Source organism: Photobacterium sp. GJ3 (assembly GCF_018199995.1).
Taxonomy (GTDB): Bacteria; Pseudomonadota; Gammaproteobacteria; order Enterobacterales; family Vibrionaceae; genus Photobacterium.
Genome location: NZ_CP073578.1, coordinates 2,261,688 through 2,280,521, shown reverse-complemented (window position 1 = coordinate 2,280,521; position 18,834 = coordinate 2,261,688). Strand labels below are relative to the sequence as shown.

The 18,834-nt window shown below is 48.1% G+C and carries 19 protein-coding genes; 10 read left to right on the top strand and 9 right to left on the bottom strand.

The genetic code is table 11. The annotated features are described in order from the left end of the window. Positions 1–116 precede the first annotated feature (116 nt). The 3 genes from KDD30_RS10280 to nagB are packed head-to-tail and all read right to left on the bottom strand — an operon-like array spanning position 117 to position 3,287. Positions 117–1,331, bottom strand: coding sequence for an ROK family protein (locus KDD30_RS10280; RefSeq protein ID WP_211645790.1), 1,215 nt, complete (start codon positions 1,329–1,331; stop codon positions 117–119). Between the two features lie 2 nt (positions 1,332–1,333). Continuing rightward, on the bottom strand, positions 1,334–2,470 hold the full coding sequence (nagA, locus tag KDD30_RS10275; protein WP_211645789.1) for an N-acetylglucosamine-6-phosphate deacetylase: 1,137 nt from the start codon (positions 2,468–2,470) through the stop codon (positions 1,334–1,336). A 16-nt stretch (positions 2,471–2,486) separates the two neighbouring features. Next, positions 2,487–3,287, bottom strand: a complete 801-nt coding sequence (gene nagB / locus KDD30_RS10270; RefSeq protein WP_211645788.1) for a glucosamine-6-phosphate deaminase — start codon at positions 3,285–3,287, stop codon at positions 2,487–2,489. Between the two features lie 255 nt (positions 3,288–3,542). Here nagB and nagE point away from each other — a divergent pair, with 255 nt between their 5' ends. Beyond that, positions 3,543–5,102: an N-acetylglucosamine-specific PTS transporter subunit IIBC gene (nagE, locus tag KDD30_RS10265; protein ID WP_211645787.1), complete on the top strand. Its 1,560-nt coding sequence runs from the start codon at positions 3,543–3,545 to the stop codon at positions 5,100–5,102. Positions 5,103–5,269: 167 nt separating this feature from the next. After that, complete coding sequence (gene glnS / locus KDD30_RS10260) at positions 5,270–6,931, top strand: glutamine--tRNA ligase (protein ID WP_211645786.1); 1,662 nt, start codon at positions 5,270–5,272, stop codon at positions 6,929–6,931. Between the two features lie 91 nt (positions 6,932–7,022). On the opposite strand, the gene fur is transcribed toward glnS, so the two are convergent. Beyond that, positions 7,023–7,472 (bottom strand): ferric iron uptake transcriptional regulator, encoded by a 450-nt coding sequence (gene fur, locus KDD30_RS10255; RefSeq protein WP_211645785.1) that lies wholly within the window; start codon positions 7,470–7,472, stop codon positions 7,023–7,025. Between the two features lie 203 nt (positions 7,473–7,675). Between fur and KDD30_RS10250 the strand changes: the two genes are divergently transcribed. Beyond that, the gene (locus tag KDD30_RS10250; RefSeq protein ID WP_211645784.1) at positions 7,676–8,194 is read left to right on the top strand and encodes a DUF4442 domain-containing protein; all 519 of its coding nucleotides are present in this window, start codon (positions 7,676–7,678) and stop codon (positions 8,192–8,194) included. A gap of 42 nt (positions 8,195–8,236) precedes the next feature. Here KDD30_RS10250 and fldA read toward each other — a convergent pair whose 3' ends face one another. From fldA to KDD30_RS10235, 3 genes are all read right to left on the bottom strand, one after another. Then, positions 8,237–8,764, bottom strand: a complete 528-nt coding sequence (gene fldA / locus KDD30_RS10245) for a flavodoxin FldA (protein WP_211645783.1) — start codon at positions 8,762–8,764, stop codon at positions 8,237–8,239. 208 nt (positions 8,765–8,972) lie between these two features. Further along, a complete protein-coding gene (locus KDD30_RS10240; protein ID WP_211645782.1) occupies positions 8,973–9,194 on the bottom strand; it encodes a DUF2788 domain-containing protein in 222 nt (73 codons plus the stop codon). 65 nt (positions 9,195–9,259) lie between these two features. Beyond that, positions 9,260–10,030, bottom strand: coding sequence for an alpha/beta fold hydrolase (locus KDD30_RS10235; protein WP_211645781.1), 771 nt, complete (start codon positions 10,028–10,030; stop codon positions 9,260–9,262). A 101-nt stretch (positions 10,031–10,131) separates the two neighbouring features. Between KDD30_RS10235 and seqA the strand changes: the two genes are divergently transcribed. Next, a complete protein-coding gene (gene seqA, locus KDD30_RS10230) occupies positions 10,132–10,683 on the top strand; it encodes a replication initiation negative regulator SeqA (protein WP_211645780.1) in 552 nt (183 codons plus the stop codon). 41 nt (positions 10,684–10,724) lie between these two features. After that, entirely contained in the window at positions 10,725–12,371 is a 1,647-nt protein-coding gene (pgm, locus tag KDD30_RS10225; RefSeq protein WP_211645779.1) for a phosphoglucomutase (alpha-D-glucose-1,6-bisphosphate-dependent), read from the top strand. Between the two features lie 96 nt (positions 12,372–12,467). Here the strand turns inward: pgm and KDD30_RS10220 are convergent, their stop codons facing one another. Further along, complete coding sequence (locus KDD30_RS10220; protein WP_211645778.1) at positions 12,468–13,274, bottom strand: DUF1853 family protein; 807 nt, start codon at positions 13,272–13,274, stop codon at positions 12,468–12,470. A 139-nt stretch (positions 13,275–13,413) separates the two neighbouring features. On the opposite strand from KDD30_RS10220, the gene KDD30_RS10215 reads away from it, so the two are divergent. Together KDD30_RS10215 and KDD30_RS10210 are read left to right on the top strand one after the other, a co-directional pair. After that, on the top strand, positions 13,414–13,620 hold the full coding sequence (locus KDD30_RS10215) for a DUF2517 family protein (RefSeq protein ID WP_211645777.1): 207 nt from the start codon (positions 13,414–13,416) through the stop codon (positions 13,618–13,620). A 161-nt stretch (positions 13,621–13,781) separates the two neighbouring features. After that, on the top strand, positions 13,782–14,540 hold the full coding sequence (locus tag KDD30_RS10210) for a Nif3-like dinuclear metal center hexameric protein (RefSeq protein WP_211645776.1): 759 nt from the start codon (positions 13,782–13,784) through the stop codon (positions 14,538–14,540). 88 nt (positions 14,541–14,628) lie between these two features. Here the strand turns inward: KDD30_RS10210 and KDD30_RS10205 are convergent, their stop codons facing one another. Continuing rightward, positions 14,629–15,918, bottom strand: coding sequence for a citrate synthase (locus KDD30_RS10205; protein ID WP_211645775.1), 1,290 nt, complete (start codon positions 15,916–15,918; stop codon positions 14,629–14,631). A gap of 415 nt (positions 15,919–16,333) precedes the next feature. Between KDD30_RS10205 and sdhC the strand changes: the two genes are divergently transcribed. The 3 genes from sdhC to sdhA are packed head-to-tail and all read left to right on the top strand — an operon-like array spanning position 16,334 to position 18,822. After that, positions 16,334–16,714, top strand: coding sequence for a succinate dehydrogenase cytochrome b556 subunit (gene sdhC, locus KDD30_RS10200; RefSeq protein WP_211645774.1), 381 nt, complete (start codon positions 16,334–16,336; stop codon positions 16,712–16,714). After that, a complete protein-coding gene (sdhD, locus tag KDD30_RS10195) occupies positions 16,708–17,055 on the top strand; it encodes a succinate dehydrogenase, hydrophobic membrane anchor protein (protein WP_211645773.1) in 348 nt (115 codons plus the stop codon). Before sdhC ends, sdhD begins: the two co-directional genes overlap by 7 nt. Beyond that, positions 17,056–18,822 carry a succinate dehydrogenase flavoprotein subunit gene (gene sdhA / locus KDD30_RS10190; protein WP_211645772.1) on the top strand — a complete coding sequence of 589 codons (1,767 nt, stop codon included), beginning with the start codon at positions 17,056–17,058 and terminating at the stop codon, positions 18,820–18,822. The last annotated feature ends 12 nt before the right edge of the window (positions 18,823–18,834 follow it).

Below are 18,834 nucleotides of genomic sequence, written 5' to 3'. Positions count from 1 at the left end.
GGGCCATGTAAATGGAACCATTTCAATTGGTTGCATCAGTTTGGCCGAATATATCATAGGGCATGCCTGAAAAAGACAGCCCTTACAACAATTATGGTTTTCTAAATGTTACAGCATTAGTCTTCCAGCAACCGCTGTAGCAATACGCCATTGAGCATGGCTCGTTTGATCATCGAAAATGCGCCAATGGTCGGTTGTGTATACAACTGAGATTCCACGATTGGTAAAGACTGATGGAAAGTCGAGAGCGACTGAGTTTCGACACAACGGCGAATCGCAGGAAAAACAATGTTTTTCGCGAGTGTAATATTCCCTGCGACAACAATTTTCTGCGGATTGAACAGGTTAATGGTCATCGCCAGTGCTTTGCCGAGTTGATTCCCAACCTTGACCAGCGCCTGAGTTGCGAGCTCATCACCTTGGTTGGCAGCTTCACAAATGGCGGGCATGGTGACATCTTCCAGCTTTTGCAAACTGCTTGGATAGCCTTGTTCGAGTAGCGCTTTGACATGACGAATAATCGCCGGATCAGCGGCCACGGTTTCCAGACAGCCAAAATTGCCGCATTGGCACTTATCACCCAACGGGTCAATTTGAATATGGCCGATTTCCCCAACGTTGCGGTTATAGCCCAGAAAGACTTGCCCGTTGACAATGATGCCTGCACCTGTACCGCGATGAACACTCACCAGAATTGAATCCCGGCAATCCTGGCTGGCCCCGAAATAATGCTCTGCCAATGCCAGTCCACGAATATCATTCCCGACAAAGCAGGACACGCCGTATTTGTCTGAGATGATATCAGCCAGAGCCAGTGATTCGACCGAAATATTCGGCATGTATTCAACGATGCCATTTTCCGGATCAATCAAACCTGGCAGTGTGATGCCAAACGCAATCAGTTCTTTGAGGGTTGATTGGTTCGCAGCAATAAACTGTCGGATATGCTCTAAAAGACCATCAATGAGTTCTTGTTGATTCGCGTAAGGGAAGGGGTGTGCTGTGCCGGCAAGGCTTTTCCCGCTTAAATCGTACAAGGTCAGTTCAATGTAATCCCGGCCTAGTCGGATCGCGACAGAGTGGAAAGGGGCTGCTTCTGTGGTGAGCGAGATGGCACGTCGGCCACCAGTTGAGGCTTGCTGGGCGACCTCTTTGATGAGGCCGCGCTCAAGCAATTGGCGGGTAATCTTGGTCACACTGGCCGGTGCTAATTGACTGACATCAGCCACTTGAATTCGTGAGATAGGGCCTTGCAAGTCAATGAGCCTGTAAACAGCTGCACTGTTTAGCTGTTTGACCAGGTCGACATTACCGATTTGTCCGCCATTCATAGTTAAGTTTGCTCGTATTTTCCGTTAACCACTGTCGCCCTGACACGGAAATCACGATCAAAGGCAGCCAGGTTAGCCACCAGGCCTTTTTTGATAGCACCCAGTTTATCGTCCTTGCCAATCGCACGGGCAGGATACAGGGTAGCCATACGAATCGCTTCGTCCAGGGCGATACCTACATGTTCAACACTGTTCTGAACCGCTTCAATCATGGTCAGGGCTGAACCACCAAGTGTGCCATTTTCATCAACACACTTACCATCGCGGTAATATACTTTCTTACCAACAAAAATAAAGTGATCTATGTCTGCTCCTGCAGGTGCTGTTGCATCTGTCACCAGAACCAGTTTTTCTCTTTTAATTCTGTGGGCTATGCGAATGTTGGCGTAGTCTACATGGAAGCCATCGGCAATGATACCTGTATACACGTCAGGCGTATCATAGATGGCGCCAACCATGCCAGGCTCACGGCCAGCAATGGGCGTCATGGCGTTGAATAAATGGGTTGCGAAGGTAATACCTGCTGCGAATCCTTTTCGGGCCTCGACGTAAGTTGCGTTGGTATGACCTGCGGAAACCACAATCCCCGCCTGAGCGAGTTGTTCGATATGCGCTTCCGGTGTTTGTTCTGGCGCCAGCGTGACTTTGGTGATGATGTCGGCGTTGTCACACAGGACATTGATCATGTCATCGTCGGAACGGCGGATATGATCAACGCTATGAATCCCTTTTTTCATCACATTCAGGTAAGGCCCTTCAAGGTGTAAACCCAGTGAATGATTCTGATAGCTCGCCTCATACTCGCGGGCAGCACGAATCGCAGCCTTCATGTCTTCATCGGATGAGGTGATCAACGTCGGAAGAAAACTGGTACAACCTGATTTAAGGTTTGCTAAATGCATGGTATGGATGGTGTCTGCGGTGATTTCATCATTGAACATCACTCCACCACAACCATTTAACTGTAGGTCAATAAATCCCGGAGATAAATTGGCTCCGTCTAAGTCCTGTGTCGGAATATCCGCAGGTAGCTCTGCGACAGGACATACAGCGTGAATGTTCACTCCGTCAATAATAACAGCGTGGTTATTCAGCACATCGCTACCTGTAAAAATGCGGCAGTTGGTCAGCGCGTACATGAACACTTCCTATCAATTAAAGGTGCTTAATGTTTTCCGCTTCCAGTTCCTGGAAGTAGCGAACGGTTTTCACTTTCAGCTCTTGTGTGGCTGGTTCATCACAGACAATCAAAGACTTGGGGTGCAGTTGCAGTGCTGAAACTGTCCAGAGATGGTTGACACAACCTTCAACGGCCGCTTCCAGTGCCTGGGCTTTATTGTGACCCGTCACGAGAATCATCACTTCCTGAGCATCAAGCAGTGTGCCGACACCAATAGTAAGTGCGTACTTAGGCACCTGAGAGATATCGCCATCAAAGAAGCGCGAGTTTGCAATACGGGTGTCTTCGGTCAGTGTTTTAATCCGGGTGCGAGACGCCAGAGAAGAGGCCGGTTCATTGAATGCAATATGACCATCGTTCCCAACACCGCCCATAAACAGATGGATTTTGCCGTAAGATTTAATCTTCTCTTCATAACGCTGACACTCGGCCTGATGGTCATCTGTGTTACCGTTCAGAAGGTTGATGTTTTCTTCTTGAATATCAATGTGATTAAAGAAGTTTGTATACATGAAGCTACGGTATGATTCAGGATGATCTGCTGGTAAACCCACGTATTCATCCATGTTGAATGTGACCACATGCTTAAAACTTACTTCGCCTGCTTTATAAAGCTCGATCAGGCGCTTGTAGGTTGTCAGAGGTGTACCACCGGTAGGTAGACCCAATACAAAAGGACGGTCAGCCGTAGGTTGAAATTTGTTAATACGATCAACAATATAACGTGCTGACCACAAACCAACTTCTGGCGCGTTGTTCAGTGGGATAAGTCTCACGGTAACACCTCATTGCTTGAAAAGAATACTTGGGGATTTTAGCGGCATCTCGCCTTTTTTTCGAATAATAAAATAAGTTTTATGACCGAGCTAGCAAAATCGTTCGTACCCGCCAGATGCTGGTGATTAGGATCACAAATGATAACGTTTTAATTTGCGGGGCGAAATTAAAGGCATAAACTGCAACATACTTAATCGGGTAGCTAAAATAAGTTATCTCATCTGCATCTAAGAAAACCATAGGGGGAACTAAGGGTGAATATTCTTGGATATATGCAAAAACTGGGTAAAGCATTAATGCTTCCCATAGCGGTTCTGCCGGTGGCAGGTCTGCTACTTCGACTAGGTCAGGCTGACGTATTCGATATTCCATTTATGGCACAAGCCGGCGGCGCGATTTTCGGCCAGTTGCCTTTATTGTTCGGTATCGGTATTGCGATTGGTTTATCCAAGGATGGTGCAGGTGCCGCAGGATTAGCTGGTGCTGTTGCATATTTTGTGCTGGATATTTCTGCAAAAACGATTGACCCATCCATTAATATGTCGTTCTTCGGCGGCATTATTGCCGGTATCATTGCTGGCCACTCTTATAATCGTTTCTACACAACGACGCTGCCACCTTGGCTGGGCTTCTTTGCCGGGAAACGTTTAGTTCCTATCATGTCTGGCTTGTTTGCACTTGCTTTGGGTGCAGTCGCTGGTGTTGTATGGCCTCATATTCAATCAGGTCTGGATGCGTTAGCACATGCAGTTTCTAGCTCGGGTGCCATTGGTCAGTTCATTTACGGTGTGCTGAACCGTGGTCTGATCCCTGTTGGTCTGCACCATGTCCTGAACTCATACTTCTGGTTTGGTATGGGCAGCTGCCAGGTGATTAACGTTGAACCTGTTGCTCTTCTGAATGGCGCGACTCAACTGTGTGTCGATCCTGCACTGGCGAAACAGTTAGTTGTGGGCCAATCACATGTATTTGAATTCAAGAACGCTGTAACCCCAGAAGTCACTGCGGTTGTGAAGAGTATCACTGACACAGTTAACACGGGTGACCTGAACCGATTCTTCGCTGGCGATAAATCTGCGGGTGTATTCATGAATGGTTTCTTCCCAATCATGATGTGGGGTTTGCCAGGTGCAGCATTGGCGATGATCATGGCTGCTCCGAAAGAAAAACGCAGCCAGGTGATGGGTGCTCTGGGTTCAGTTGCTTTCTGTTCGTTCCTGACCGGTATCACTGAGCCATTAGAGTTCATGTTCGTGTTCCTGGCGCCTGCACTGTATGCGCTACATGCGGTATTCACAGGCATTTCTCTGGTTATCGCCAATATGTTTGGCACACTGCATGGCTTTACATTCTCTGCTGGTCTGATTGACTTCGCATTGAACTGGGGTCTGGCAACGAAACCATTCGTACTGCTTCTGATTGGTATTGGCTTCTTCTTCCTGTACTTCGTCACATTCAGTGCAGCGATTCGTATTTTCAACCTGAAAACACCAGGCCGTGAAGATGCTGATACTGAGGAAGTAGCGACTTCTGGTTCTCAGGAAACGGGTGAACTGGCGAAACAATACCTGAAAGCACTAGGTGGCCACGGTAACCTGGAAAACATTGATGCCTGTATCACGCGTCTGCGTCTGACACTGAAAGACAGCAGCCTGGCTGATGAGAAAACACTGAAAGCACTGGGTGCGATGGGTGTGGTCAAACTGGGCTCCAATAACCTGCAGGTTATCCTGGGTCCACTGGCAGAAATTGTTGCAGGTGAGATGAAAAAAATCCCTGCGTCAGAAGACCTGTCAGCAGTCAAACTGCCGTAAAAGACAGCGCATCTGAGCGAAAACATCAAGAAAAGTGAAGCCGGCCCAATTGGGCCGGTTTTTTTTCATCCTGATCATGAATCAATGCACACTAATTGTTGAGTCATGAGCCGTATTTGTGGATCATTACAGGTTTGAAGATCCTGTTCGCACACGAGGTGTTATTGATGAGTGAATCCGAAGCTCGTCCAAGCAATTTTATCCGCCAAATCATTGATGCGGATTTAGCCAGTGGTCAGCATACCAGCGTCCACACACGTTTTCCGCCTGAACCGAATGGCTACCTGCATATCGGTCACGCAAAATCTATTTGTCTGAACTTTGGTATTGCTCAGGATTACCAGGGACAATGCAACCTGCGTTTTGATGACACAAACCCGGAAAAAGAAGACATCGAATACGTAGAGTCGATCAAGAACGACGTGAACTGGCTGGGCTTTGAGTGGAGCGGTGAGATTTGTTACTCATCTAACTACTTCGATCAGCTGCATGCGTATGCGATTGAACTGATCAACAAAGGTCTGGCCTATGTTGATGAACTGACACCGGAAGAGATGCGTGCGTATCGTGGTACGCTAACTGAGTCAGGGAAGCCAAGTCCTTACCGCGATCGCCCGGTGGAAGAAAATCTGGCGCTGTTCGAGAAAATGAAAAACGGCGAAGTTGAAGAAGGCAAAATGTCGCTTCGCGCTAAAATCGATATGGCTTCTCCGTTCATGGTGATGCGAGATCCTGTGCTGTATCGCGTTCGCTTTGCGACGCACCATCAGACAGGCGATAAGTGGTGTATCTATCCGATGTATGACTTTACGCATTGCATTTCTGATGCGCTGGAGAACATCACACACTCGCTGTGTACGCTGGAATTCCAGGATAACCGTCGTTTGTACGATTGGGTGCTGGATAACATTTCAATTGAAAGCCGTCCACGTCAGTACGAGTTCAGCCGTCTGAATCTTGAATACACGGTGATGTCCAAGCGAAAACTGAACCAATTGGTCACAGAGAAGCTGGTCTCCGGCTGGGATGACCCACGTATGCCAACGATTTCTGGTCTGCGCCGTCGTGGTTTTACGCCAGGCTCAATCCGTGAATTCTGTAAGCGTATTGGTGTGACCAAACAGGATAACACCATCGAAATGAGTTCTCTGGAATCTTGTATCCGTGATGATCTCAATGAACATGCGCCACGTGCCATGGCAGTGCTGGATCCGGTAAAGATTGTGATTGAGAACTTCGGTGAGACTGAAATTCTGACGATCGGGAATCACCCGAACAAGCCAGAAATGGGTGAGCGTGAAGTCGCATTCAGCCGCGAGCTGTACATTGAACGCGAAGATTTCCGCGAAGAAGCGAACAAGAAGTACAAGCGCTTGGTGCTGGGCAAGGAAGTTCGCTTGCGTGGTGCTTATGTGATTCAAGCTGAACGTGTCGAGAAAGACGCTGAGGGCAATATCACCACGATTTTCTGTACGTACGATCCGGAAACACTGGGTAAAAACCCAGCAGATGGCCGAAAAGTGAAAGGCGTGATTCACTGGGTGTCTGCGGAGCAAGCATTACCTGCTGAAATCCGTTTGTACGATCGTTTGTTTACGGTGCCAAACCCGGGTGCTGCAGATGATTTTGCTGCCACGATCAACCCTGATTCACTGGTTGTGATGCAAGGTTTTGTTGAGCCAAGTTTGGCGAATGCAGCGCCTGAGCAAGCATTCCAGTTTGAACGGATGGGTTATTTCTGTGCGGATAACAAAGATTCTGTCGCGAACCACTTGGTATTTAACCGTACTGTTGGTCTGCGTGATTCCTGGGCGAAAATCGCAGATTAAATGAAATCTTGGGTTGAGGGAGCAACTTTAGCCCAAGATGTAAAAAAACCAGCCACTTGGCTGGTTTTTTTATGGTAATCAGGACGTGAAATTATTTTTTCTCGTCGTGCAGGCTCTCATCTTTGTTGCAATCACCAGCGGTGCAATGACCATATAAGTACAGGCTGTGATTGGTCAGGCGAATATTATAGCTTTCAGCAATTTGCTGTTGACGGTCTTCAATCAAATCATCTGAGAATTCAATCACTTTGCCGCAATCCAGACATACAAGATGATCGTGGTGATGCTGGGTTGAGAGTTCAAAGACGGATTTCCCCCCTTCGAAATGGTGACGGGTCACAATTCCAGCATCGTCGAATTGGTTCAGGACTCGGTAAACAGTGGCCAGGCCAATCTCTTCACCGATATCGATCAACTTCTTGTACAAATCTTCAGCACTAATGTGTTGGCACTCAGGATCTTGCAGTACTTCCAGAATTTTCAGGCGCGGAAGAGTGACTTTAAGTCCGGCTTGTTTCAGTGCTTGGTTGTTATCTGACATTCGAGTTTCCTTTGGCTAGCCGTAACAGGGAAAATGGAAGGTTACGGTAGTCTTTCGCATATCTGTTCATTATAAGTGACGACAGCACAACAATAAACCTTAATGCTGAATGGGTCTAGGAAACTTGTGACTTTTATTCGCCTGATATAAATGTTAAAAAAGTGTTCTATACTCATCGTACCAGATCATAAGGAAGTGAGCGTGTGAATCGATTCTACAAACCGGGTATTGTGAAATTTGCTCTGAATATCTGGCCACCATTCTGGGGAGCCGGCATACGTATTCGACATATCAGTGAAGATTTTCGGCATGTAGAAATTTGTCTGAAGCTACGCTGGTGGAACAAAAATGCCAATCGGACCCAATATGGCGGGAGTATTTTTTCTCTGACAGACCCGGTTTATGCGCTGATGCTGATGGGGATTCTGGGAAAAGAGTACTACGTTTGGGATAAACAGGCGGAAGTGGATTTCCTGAAACCGGGACAGACTGACTTGAATGCCGTGTTTCAGATTTCAGACGCTTGTGTCGAGGACATTAAGCATTCGACCGCGATGGGGGAGAAGCATTTCCCGGAATTCATCGTGAATGTGACAGATACGCGCGGGGAAATTGTGGCACGCGTCAAGCGAGTTTTGTATGTCAGGAAGAAGCCACAGTACAGAAGTGCGGATTCGGATTCAGAGTCGTTACCACAGGACGCCATCGTGAATGAGCCATAAAAAAACGCGCATCAGCGCGTTTTTTTATTGAGCAGGGGAGGCTTAGTCGGCCAGTTCAGCCAGACACATTTCTTCGTAAACCTGTTTCACCCATTTTTCAACACGCTCATCTGTCAGTTCAGGCTGACGATCTTCATCAATGCACAGACCCACAAAGTGGCTGTCATCAACCAGCGCTTTTGAGGCTTCAAACTCGTATCCTTCAGTCGGGAAGTGACCCACGATGACTGCACCACGGCCCTCAACGATGTCGCGAACTGTGCCCATGGCGTCACAGAAATACTCTGCGTAATCTTCCTGATCACCACAACCAAAGATCGCAACGAGTTTGTTTTCAAAATCAATGCCTTCCAGCTCTGGGAAGAAATCATCCCAGTCACACTGAGCTTCACCGTAGTACCAGGTCGGGATACCCAGCAACAACAGGTCGAAGTTTTCAATGTCTTCTTTGCTGCTTTTCGCTATGTCTTTGACTTCAACCAGGCTTTTGCCCAGCTGTTTTTGGATCATTTTCGCGACGGCTTCGGTGTTACCTGTGTCGCTACCAAAGAAGAGTCCTACACTCGCCATAGTAGAGATTACCCGTGTTTAAGTTGTAGACCGTTAGCTTTTCTGACTAACGATATCTGAAATAGAACAGGCTGACCGCGAACACTGCGCATTGTGTGAGCCTGAAGTGTTCATTTGTCAGTGACAGTACTGTCTGCTTGAGAAAAAAACATTGTGATTCTTTTTCTCATTTCGCTTTTGAACAATATAGCGTGAGAGGTGAGTGACATTAGCCTATGCCAGCACCTTCCATCGTTAATTGGATCACACCTTTCGATATGAAACCAAAACATCCTAAAAACAAGACCAGCCAGACAATTTTTCGTCCAAATGGCGGCACATTGCCTTGCTTCAGGACATCTTTTATTGCCATACCAATGAAAAAGAAGATAGCAGCGAACAATAAATCCAGTCCAACGGATTCCAGCAGATCCATGTGCTCGTATAACATCTGTTACTCCTTCGCAAGTTCAGACTTGCATCCGGCGCGCACTATAGCACAGTGAGCCCGGTGTGTTAATTCTTAAGGGCTTGTAAAAAGTTCAGAATGATTCGGTTCACGGTTTCTGGTTTTTCTGCGTGGAGCCAATGGCCGGTATTTGCCACCATATGTGCCTTGGCATTGGGGAACTGTGCAGTAATCGCGTCTTTGTGCTCCGTTTGAATGTACTCTGATTCTTGCCCCTTGACGAAGAGGGTCGGGCCGGAAAAAGGGGGAACTGGCTCCCAGCCCATGATGGTACTGTAGTTCGCGATCAGCCCTGCCACATTAAAGCGCCATTGAAAGCCGTTATCTGTTTTAGCTAAAGATTTCAGCAGAAACTGGCGGACACCTGACTCTTGTACATGCTCTGCCAGATATTGCTCAGCTTCTTTACGGCTTGTAATGTGTTGATGACGGACCGCCTGCAAACCTGCAAACACATTTTCGTGACGATGCTCCTGATAAGCCACCGGGGCCATATCCAAAACGATCAGGCCAAGAATCTGTGCGGGTATCAGTTCAGTCATGGCCATGGCAACTTTGCCGCCCATGGAGTGGCCGATCACGCTGAATTCACTGATGTTCAGTTGTGACAGCACATCAATGACATCCTGAGCCATGTCGCGATAGGTGAAAGTCGTACTGTGAGGGGACTGGCCGTGATTTCTCAGGTCAACGCTAATGACCTGGCAGCTCTCTTTCAAAGCTCTGGCAAGGATACCCAGATTATCAGCACTGCCAAACAGGCCATGAATGAGTACGACGGTTGGGCCCTGACCCTGAATTTGATAATGAAGATTCACAGACTATTTCTCTTGTTGTTAACGCTTTGGCGTAGAGTATACCTTCGCTTCACGTTATAATCTCACCGTGATTTTTGAACGGAACGATAATGAACACGACGATGAAAACTATTGAGGTTGACGAAGAGCTATATCGTTACATTGCCAGCCAGACTCAGCATATCGGTGAAAGTGCGTCAGATATTCTGCGCCGGTTACTGAAAGTGGATCAGGTGAACAATCATCAGCAGCCCGTGATGCCCGCTCGTCCGAAAATGGCACAGAGCATTGTGGTCAGCAAAGATGCAGGTAATTTGCCACAGTCGGAAGACAGGGTCAAAGCGATGCGTTCCTTGCTGATTTCTGACGAGTTTGCCCGTCAGGAAAAAGCAATTGGCCGCTTTATGTTGGTGCTATCCACACTCTATCGTATCGACGCTCAGGCTTTCACCGATGCGACGGCAATCAAAGGCCGGACGCGCATTTATTTTGCTGACAGTGAAGAAAAGCTCCTGAACAGCGGTAAAACCACCAAGCCGAAAGCCATTCCAGAGACACCTTTTTGGGTGATCACCAATACGAATACCGATCGTAAACGTCAGATGATTGAGCAACTGATGCAGAAAATGCACTTCACTCAGGACATCGTTGAAAAAGTTTGCGGTGAAATTTAACAGACGCTGAAGCGACTTACTGACGTACAAGGGATATGTTCATGGCGATCCATCCTCGTGCCGGGCAGCGTGCCCGGCAAGAAGACATGCATAACATTCCGGCCCTGGTGGCCAATTATTTTCTGATTGAACCTGAAGCGACAGATCCTGCCCAGCGAGTTGCCTTTGGCACTTCAGGCCATCGCGGCAGTGCTGACAAAGGAACCTTTAATCAGCACCACATTTGGGCTATCGCGCAGGCTGTTGCTGATGTGCGTCGCGAACAAGGGGTTACGGGGCCGCTTTTCTTAGGCAAAGATACCCATGCGTTGTCAGAACCTGCGTTTCTTTCAGCGCTGGAAGTGCTGGTTGCCAATGACGTCAATGTGATTGTACAGGCGAATCAGGGCTATACACCGACCCCAGGTATTTCTCATGCCATTCTGAGCTATAATCTTTCCCATGCGAATCAGGCAGATGGCATCGTAATTACGCCTTCGCATAACCCACCTCAAGATGGCGGCATCAAGTACAACCCACCGCACGGTGGTCCGGCAGAAGGCGCGGTGACGACCGCGATTGAAGATCGAGCGAACCAGCTGATTGCACATGGACTTGCTGATGTGAAGCGAATCTCTGTGTCTGAAGCGATGGCAAGTTCGCTTGTCGTAGAGCAAGATCTGGTGAAGCCTTATGTGGCAGATCTGGTGAATGTGATTGATATGGCGGCAATTCAGCGAGCAAATCTGAAACTGGCGGTTGATCCGCTGGGTGGCTCGGGGATTGAATACTGGCGTGACATTGGCCGTCATTACAATCTGGATCTGACGCTGGTGGATGAATCAATTGATCCGTCTTTCCGGTTTATGAGCCTGGATAAAGATGGTGTCGTACGGATGGACTGTTCGTCCCCTTATGCGATGGCGGGCCTTTTAGCGCACAAAGATAATTATGATCTGGCGTTTGGTAACGATCCGGACTTTGACCGTCATGGTATTGTCACTCCGTCGGGTCTGATGAATCCGAACCATTTTCTTGCAGTTTGTATTGATTATCTCTACCGCCATCGTCCGGACTGGCAGGCTAATGTAGCCGTGGGTAAAACGCTGGTTTCCAGTGCAATCATTGACCGTGTTGTCGCTGATTTAGGTCGTGAGCTGTGCGAAGTACCGGTTGGTTTTAAATGGTTTGTTGATGGTCTGTACAGTGGCAAATTGGGCTTTGGCGGTGAAGAAAGCGCTGGCGCTTCTTTCCTCCGTAAAGATGGCACCCCATGGTCCACAGATAAAGATGGCATTTTACTTTGTTTGCTGGCAGCGGAAATTACAGCTGTGACCGGGATGAATCCACAGCAGTACTATCAGCAATTAACGGACAAGCACGGTGAGTGTTGTTACAGCCGCCTTCAGGCTGTGGCTAATGGCCAGCAAAAATCCGTCTTGAGCCAATTGTCACCAGACATGGTACGGGCTGAAACGCTGGCTGGTGATGTTATCACAGCTCGTTTGACCCACGCGCCAGGCAACAATGCTGCCATTGGCGGCCTGAAAGTCACGACTGACTCAGGTTGGTTTACGGCGCGTCCTTCTGGCACGGAAGAGATCTACAAGATCTATTGTGAAAGCTTTAAAGGCGAAGCGCACCTTCGTCAGATTGAATCGGAAGCCCAGGAGATTGTCAGCAAAGTATTTGCAGACGCGGGTCTGTAAGTCTCTGACATGCTTCACAAAAGCCCGTGGTGTAAGTTCAGCTGCGGGCTTTTTCGTTGACGCTACAAGCGCGATTCATCAGAAAGATTTGGGTCATTACTTCGCCAGATGCCGATCCCGGTTATGCAATGGCCAGTGATCCGGAACGATAAACCAGATCTGTTGATTTTCGTCGATGCCCTGTGTCGGCACCGTGATTTCGTCCGGGAGTAAGGCCTGGTGTGATGAACTAAATGCCGGAGGGGTCAGCCATTCTCTTTTTGTCAGTGCCCGGAGTTGGTTGCCGGTTGCCTGACTTTGAAAACACCAGCGACCTGACTGTACTGCTGGATTGATGGGTAAGTCTGAGCCCGTTTCTTCTTGATGGAAATGTTCAAATAGTCTTCCCTGAACGATCAACCGCTGACAGACAGGCTGTCCCAAATCTGCCGCATATTGTGCTTGATAAGCCGGATGATTGGCCATTTCTAACTGATGCTCGACCATTTTTTTGATTTTGTTATCCAGATTGTCTGCAGAGTTGGGCCCTAGCCACCGATGCTGATGTGCCAGATAAAACTTAATCGCAACTTCCCAGTGTTCCAGCTGCGCCTCAATCTTGTTGTAAACCAGAAAATCAATTGCCCCTAAGGTTCTTTTTCCTTCCTGAAGTTGAAGTTCTTCGCCAACGAGCTCGTAATCTGGATGATGTTCGATGAGCTGTTGCCATAACCACTGATAATAGAAGCCAAGCCGTTGGTTGCCCTTGTAGGTCGCCGCTGAGGGAATGATGGCGTTTTTTCTGAATGCAGTTAACCAGTGATCATCAACCTGATGTCGGATTCCTTGGGTTAACACCGGCATACTCAGCACACTGAAAAAATCTTTCTCGTGCTGATCTTGTTTTTTATTTACATAATCCATGAAACTTATCATCAAAATTCAGTCAAATGAGCGAGTTTTACATCTTATTTACAGGGTTTACAAAAAATAAAAGTAGTAAAATTTCATAAATGCGCTAAAGTGAAGAGGTATGACCAGTTAGCTTATGCAGGAGGCAACAATGTTTACACGTTTATCTACACAACAAATTATTCTTCGACGGACGTTTGTTGTCATTGCGGGTGTCCTGAGTTTTCCTTTTCTGCTCTTGATGCCATACTCGACGAAAGCGCGCGTTTATAGTTACTTGCATAAGGTGTGGCTGAAAACCAGCACTAAACCTGTTTGGTTGAAGCACTCAGAACAGGGCGCACAGGAACTCTATTAAATTTACTGTGTTCAAGCTTACTGGTATTCGTTTTGAAATGCTGCCTCTGGCAGCATTTTTTATCCCTGAAATCGCAACGACAACGTTCTTCTGAGACTGAAGCTGGTTCTACACCACAGGTGTTGGTTACAATCAACTGAAGCGCTCAGAAGGATGTAAGCATGAATAATTTTAAACTCGAATCGATACTGAACACCTTGCTCAGCCCACATTTGATCCGGGATTACTGCCCGAATGGTTTGCAGATTGAGGGGCGAGGGGAAGTACAAAAAATTGTTACTGGTGTGACGGCTTGTCAGGCATTAATCGATCAGGCTATCGAACTGAAGGCAGATGCTCTGCTGGTTCATCATGGCTTTTTCTGGAAAAACGAACCGCCTGAAATCCGGGGCATGAAATACCGGCGGATCAAAGCCCTGATCGAACACGGGATTAACCTTTATGCGTATCACCTCCCATTGGATGTTCATCAGGAGCTTGGGAATAATGCTCAATTAGCGGATTTACTGGGGATTAAGTATTTGGGAGGGATGGAGCCGGGTAATGCACATCCGGTCGCCGTGTATGGGGAATTGGCAACACCACTGACTGGTGAGCAATTGGCGGCGAGAATTGAAACAGCATTACACCGAAAGCCCTTACACATTGGTGAAGGTGGTCCATCTGAGATTAAAACAGTTGGCTGGTGTACTGGTGGCGGTCAGGATTTTATTGATCTGGCAGTTTCAATGGGCTGCGATGCTTATATTACCGGTGAAGTTTCCGAACGGACTGTACATACAGCACGAGAGCAGGGTATCCATTTTTACAGTGCCGGGCATCATGCGACAGAACGCTATGGTGTTGAAGCTTTAGGGGAGTGGCTGGCGGATGAGCACCAGCTTGATGTGACCTTTATCGATATCGATAATCCGGTTTAACGTCCGAATTCAATGAATGGTATAAAAAAAGTTGAGCCTTTGGCTCAACTTTTTTTGTTGAATCACAAATCAGTTATGCAACTGTTGTTTATTCGCGCTCATGCAGCGGTTGGAACTCACGTTGCTTGTGGCCGGTGTACAGCTGACGCGGACGACCAATGCGGTTGTTCGGATCACTGTGCATTTCGTTCCAGTGTGCGATCCAGCCGATTGTACGGGATATCGCGAAGATCACTGTAAACATAGACACAGGAATCCCAATCGCTTTCAGAATGATGCCGGAGTAGAAATCCACGTTCGGGTAGAGTTTCTTCTCAATGAAATATTCATCAGACAGGGCGATGCGCTCAAGTTCCATCGCGACATCCAGCAGTGGATCGTTGATCTTCAGCTCTTGTAGCACTTCATGACATGCATCGCGCATCACGGTTGCACGTGGGTCATAGTTTTTGTACACACGGTGACCGAAGCCCATCAGACGGAACGGGTCATCTTTGTCTTTCGCACGTTCAATAAACTCAGGAATATTATCGACACTGCCAATTTCTTCCAGCATCCGCAGACAGGCTTCGTTAGCACCACCATGGGCAGGGCCCCACAGAGAAGCAATACCCGCAGCAATACATGCAAATGGGTTCGCACCGGAAGAGCCAGCCAGGCGTACTGTTGACGTGGATGCGTTTTGCTCGTGATCGGCATGGAGTGTAAAGATTTTATCCATCGCACGGGCAACAACCGGGCTGACTTCATATTCTTCACATGGTGTTGCAAACATCATGTGCAGGAAGTTTTCAGCGTAATCCAGATCGTTACGAGGATAGATGAATGGCTGACCAATCGAGTATTTGTAACACATCGAGGCCAGGGTCGGCATTTTCGACAACAGGCGGAACGCGGTAATTTCGCGGTGCTCGTCGTTGTTGATATCCAGTGAATCGTGATAGAACGCAGCCAGTGCGCCAACCACACCACACATCACAGCCATTGGGTGAGCATCACGACGGAAGCCGTGGAAGAAACTTGCAATTTGCTCATGAACCATGGTGTGACGCGTGACTGTTTTACGGAAATGCTCATATTGCGCGCGGGTAGGTACTTCGCCATAGAGCAGAATGTAACAGACTTCTAAGTAATCAGCGTTATTAGCCAATTGGTCGATTGGATAGCCACGATGAAGCAGCACACCTTTCGCACCATCAATGTACGTAATTTGAGATTCACATGATGCAGTAGCTAAGAAACCAGGGTCGAAAGTAAAGTAGCCCGATGCGCCAAGCTTACGCACATCCAGCACTTCCGGACCTAGTGAGCCCCCGAGAATCGGCAGTTCGACCGGTGCTTTCCCTTCAATATGAAGAGTAGCTTTCTTGTCTGCCATAACAATCTCCTTTGTTATTTTATAATCCTCACCCGAAATCGGATGTGTCGTCTTTGTACAGCTCGGTCAGGATGTTGTCAATTCCTCTTCATGGGAGTGTGCGCTTGTTAATAACTTTAAGTAAAAGCGGGCCTACATCTCAAACCGTGTTAGAGGTCATGTAACAGGGTTTGTAATTGATTGTTGCGAGGCGTATACTCGCCGCAGGTCTCTGGTTCTGCCATCGCCAGAAACAATGATAAAGTTATTAGTAATTTAGCTGCCTGAGCTGAAACGACTTTTGCTTTGCTGTACATAGACTTGTGCTAAATAAGTGTAGCGCAGTTGTTGTGCCTTTGTTGCGCTGTTTTGGCGTACGCATGCCGGAGGTTTTATAAAAATAAAACGCTTCTATGGAGCTGAGTGGGCAAAGACCGTGAAAGTTAACAAGACAAGACCTGTCAACCTCGACCTACAGACGATTCGCTTTCCGCTGACAGCGATCTCGTCTATCCTGCACCGTGTATCCGGCGTGATCACCTTTGTTTCTCTTGCCATCCTTTTATGGCTGCTAAACCTCTCTTTATCTTCTCCTCAGGGATTTGAACAAGCCGCTGCAATTACCGACAGCTACTTTGTCAAATTCATCCTGTGGGGTGTCCTGACCGCACTCTTCTACCACATCGTGCTGGGCATTCGTCACCTCATCATGGAATTTGGATATTTTGAAGAGCTGGAATCCGGCACGAAAAGCGCAAAAATCAGTTTTGCAATTGTGGCGGTAATGGCAGTGTTTGCAGGAGGCCTGGTATGGTAAATAACGTATCCACCATCGGACGTAACGGTGTCCACGACTTTATTCTGGTCCGTGCTACCGCAATTATCCTCACACTTTACACGATTTATATGGTGTGCTTTTTCGCTTTTGGCCCTGAGCTCACTTATGAAACCTGGACGGCGTTCTTTTCACAGCTGAGTACGAAAGTCTTCACGATGTTGGCTTTAGTCTCCGTTCTCATCCATGGCTGGATTGGGATGTGGCAAGTGCTGACAGACTACATTAAACCCGCGCTGTTGCGGGCCGGTCTGTTGCTTGCGATTGTCGCTGTGCTGTTCGTCTATCTGTTTTCTGGTTTCTTTATTGTGTGGGGTGCGTAAGTGAGCATTGCAGTTCGAGAGTTTGACGCCGTCGTAATCGGTGCTGGTGGTGCAGGCATGCGTGCAGCACTACAAATTTCTGAGCAGGGCCTGAAATGTGCGCTGCTGTCTAAAGTATTTCCAACCCGTTCCCATACCGTGTCTGCACAGGGTGGTATCACTGTTGCTCTGGGTAACTCCCACCCGGATAACTGGGAATGGCATATGTACGATACGGTGAAAGGCTCTGATTACATCGGTGACCAGAACGCGATCGAATACATGTGTAAGAATGGCCCTCAGTCCGTGATTGAACTGGAAAAAATGGGCCTGCCTTTTTCTCGTTTTGATAATGGTCGTATTTACCAGCGTCCGTTTGGTGGCCAGTCGAAAGAGTTCGGTGGCGAGCAAGCGGCGCGTACAGCCGCAGCGGCAGACCGTACCGGTCATGCTTTGCTACACACGCTGTACCAGCAAAATGTGAAGCATAAGACCACGATTTTCTCTGAGTGGTATGCACTGGATTTGGTCAAAAACCAAGACGGTGCCATTCTGGGCTGTACCGCTCTGTGTATGGAAACCGGAGAAGTCTGTTACTTCAAATCCAAGGCCACAATTTTGGCTACCGGTGGTGCAGGCCGTATCTATCAGTCAACCACGAACGCACACATTAATACCGGTGATGGTGTCGGTATGGCATTGCGGGCGGGTGTACCCATGCAGGATATCGAAATGTGGCAGTTCCACCCAACCGGTATTGCCGGCGCCGGTGTACTGGTGACTGAAGGTTGTCGTGGTGAAGGTGGTTACCTGCTGAACAAAGATGGTGAGCGTTTCATGGAACGCTATGCACCTAACGCGAAAGACCTGGCGGGCCGCGACGTTGTTGCCCGTTCAATGATGGTAGAAATCCGTGAAGGCCGCGGTTGCGATGGCCCATGGGGACCACATATTAAACTGAAACTGGATCATCTGGGTAAAGATGTTCTGGAATCTCGTTTGCCAGGCATTCTTGAACTGTCGCGTACCTTTGCGCACGTCGATCCGGTGAAAGAGCCCATTCCTGTGATTCCAACCTGCCACTATATGATGGGCGGTGTGCCGACTCAGGTTTCCGGACAAGCCATCAAGCAAAACGCAAATGGTCAGGACGAAGAAGTTCAGGGTCTGTTTGCCTGTGGTGAAATCGCATCCGTATCTGTACATGGTGCGAACCGCCTGGGCGGTAACTCTCTGCTTGACCTGGTTGTATTTGGTCGTGCGACTGGCCTGCATCTGGGTGAAACCCTGGCAGCTCAAGCTGAAGCGCGTCCGGCAACAGAATCTGACATCGAAGCTTCCCTGACGCGTCTGAACCGCTGGAACAGCACGCAAAAAGGTGAAGATCCGGTACAGATCCGTAAAGATCTGCAATCTTGCATGCAAAACAACTTCTCGGTATTCCGTGAAGGTGCTGCGATGGCAGAAGGTCTGAATCAGCTGAAAGAAATCCGCGAGCGTTTGAAAGAAGCGCGTCTGGATGATACTTCAAGCGAGTTTAACACCCAGCGTATTGAATGCCTGGAACTGGATAACCTGATGGAAACTGCGTATGCAACCGCTGTGGCTGCAAACTATCGTACAGAAAGCCGTGGTGCGCACGCCCGTTTCGACTTCCCAGATCGTGATGATGCAAACTGGCTGTGTCACTCTATTTACAACCCAGAAACAGAGCAAATGTCGAAGCGTGATGTCAATATGACCCCGGTTCATCGTGAAGCATTCCCGCCGAAAGCGCGGACATACTAAGGGAGGTAAACA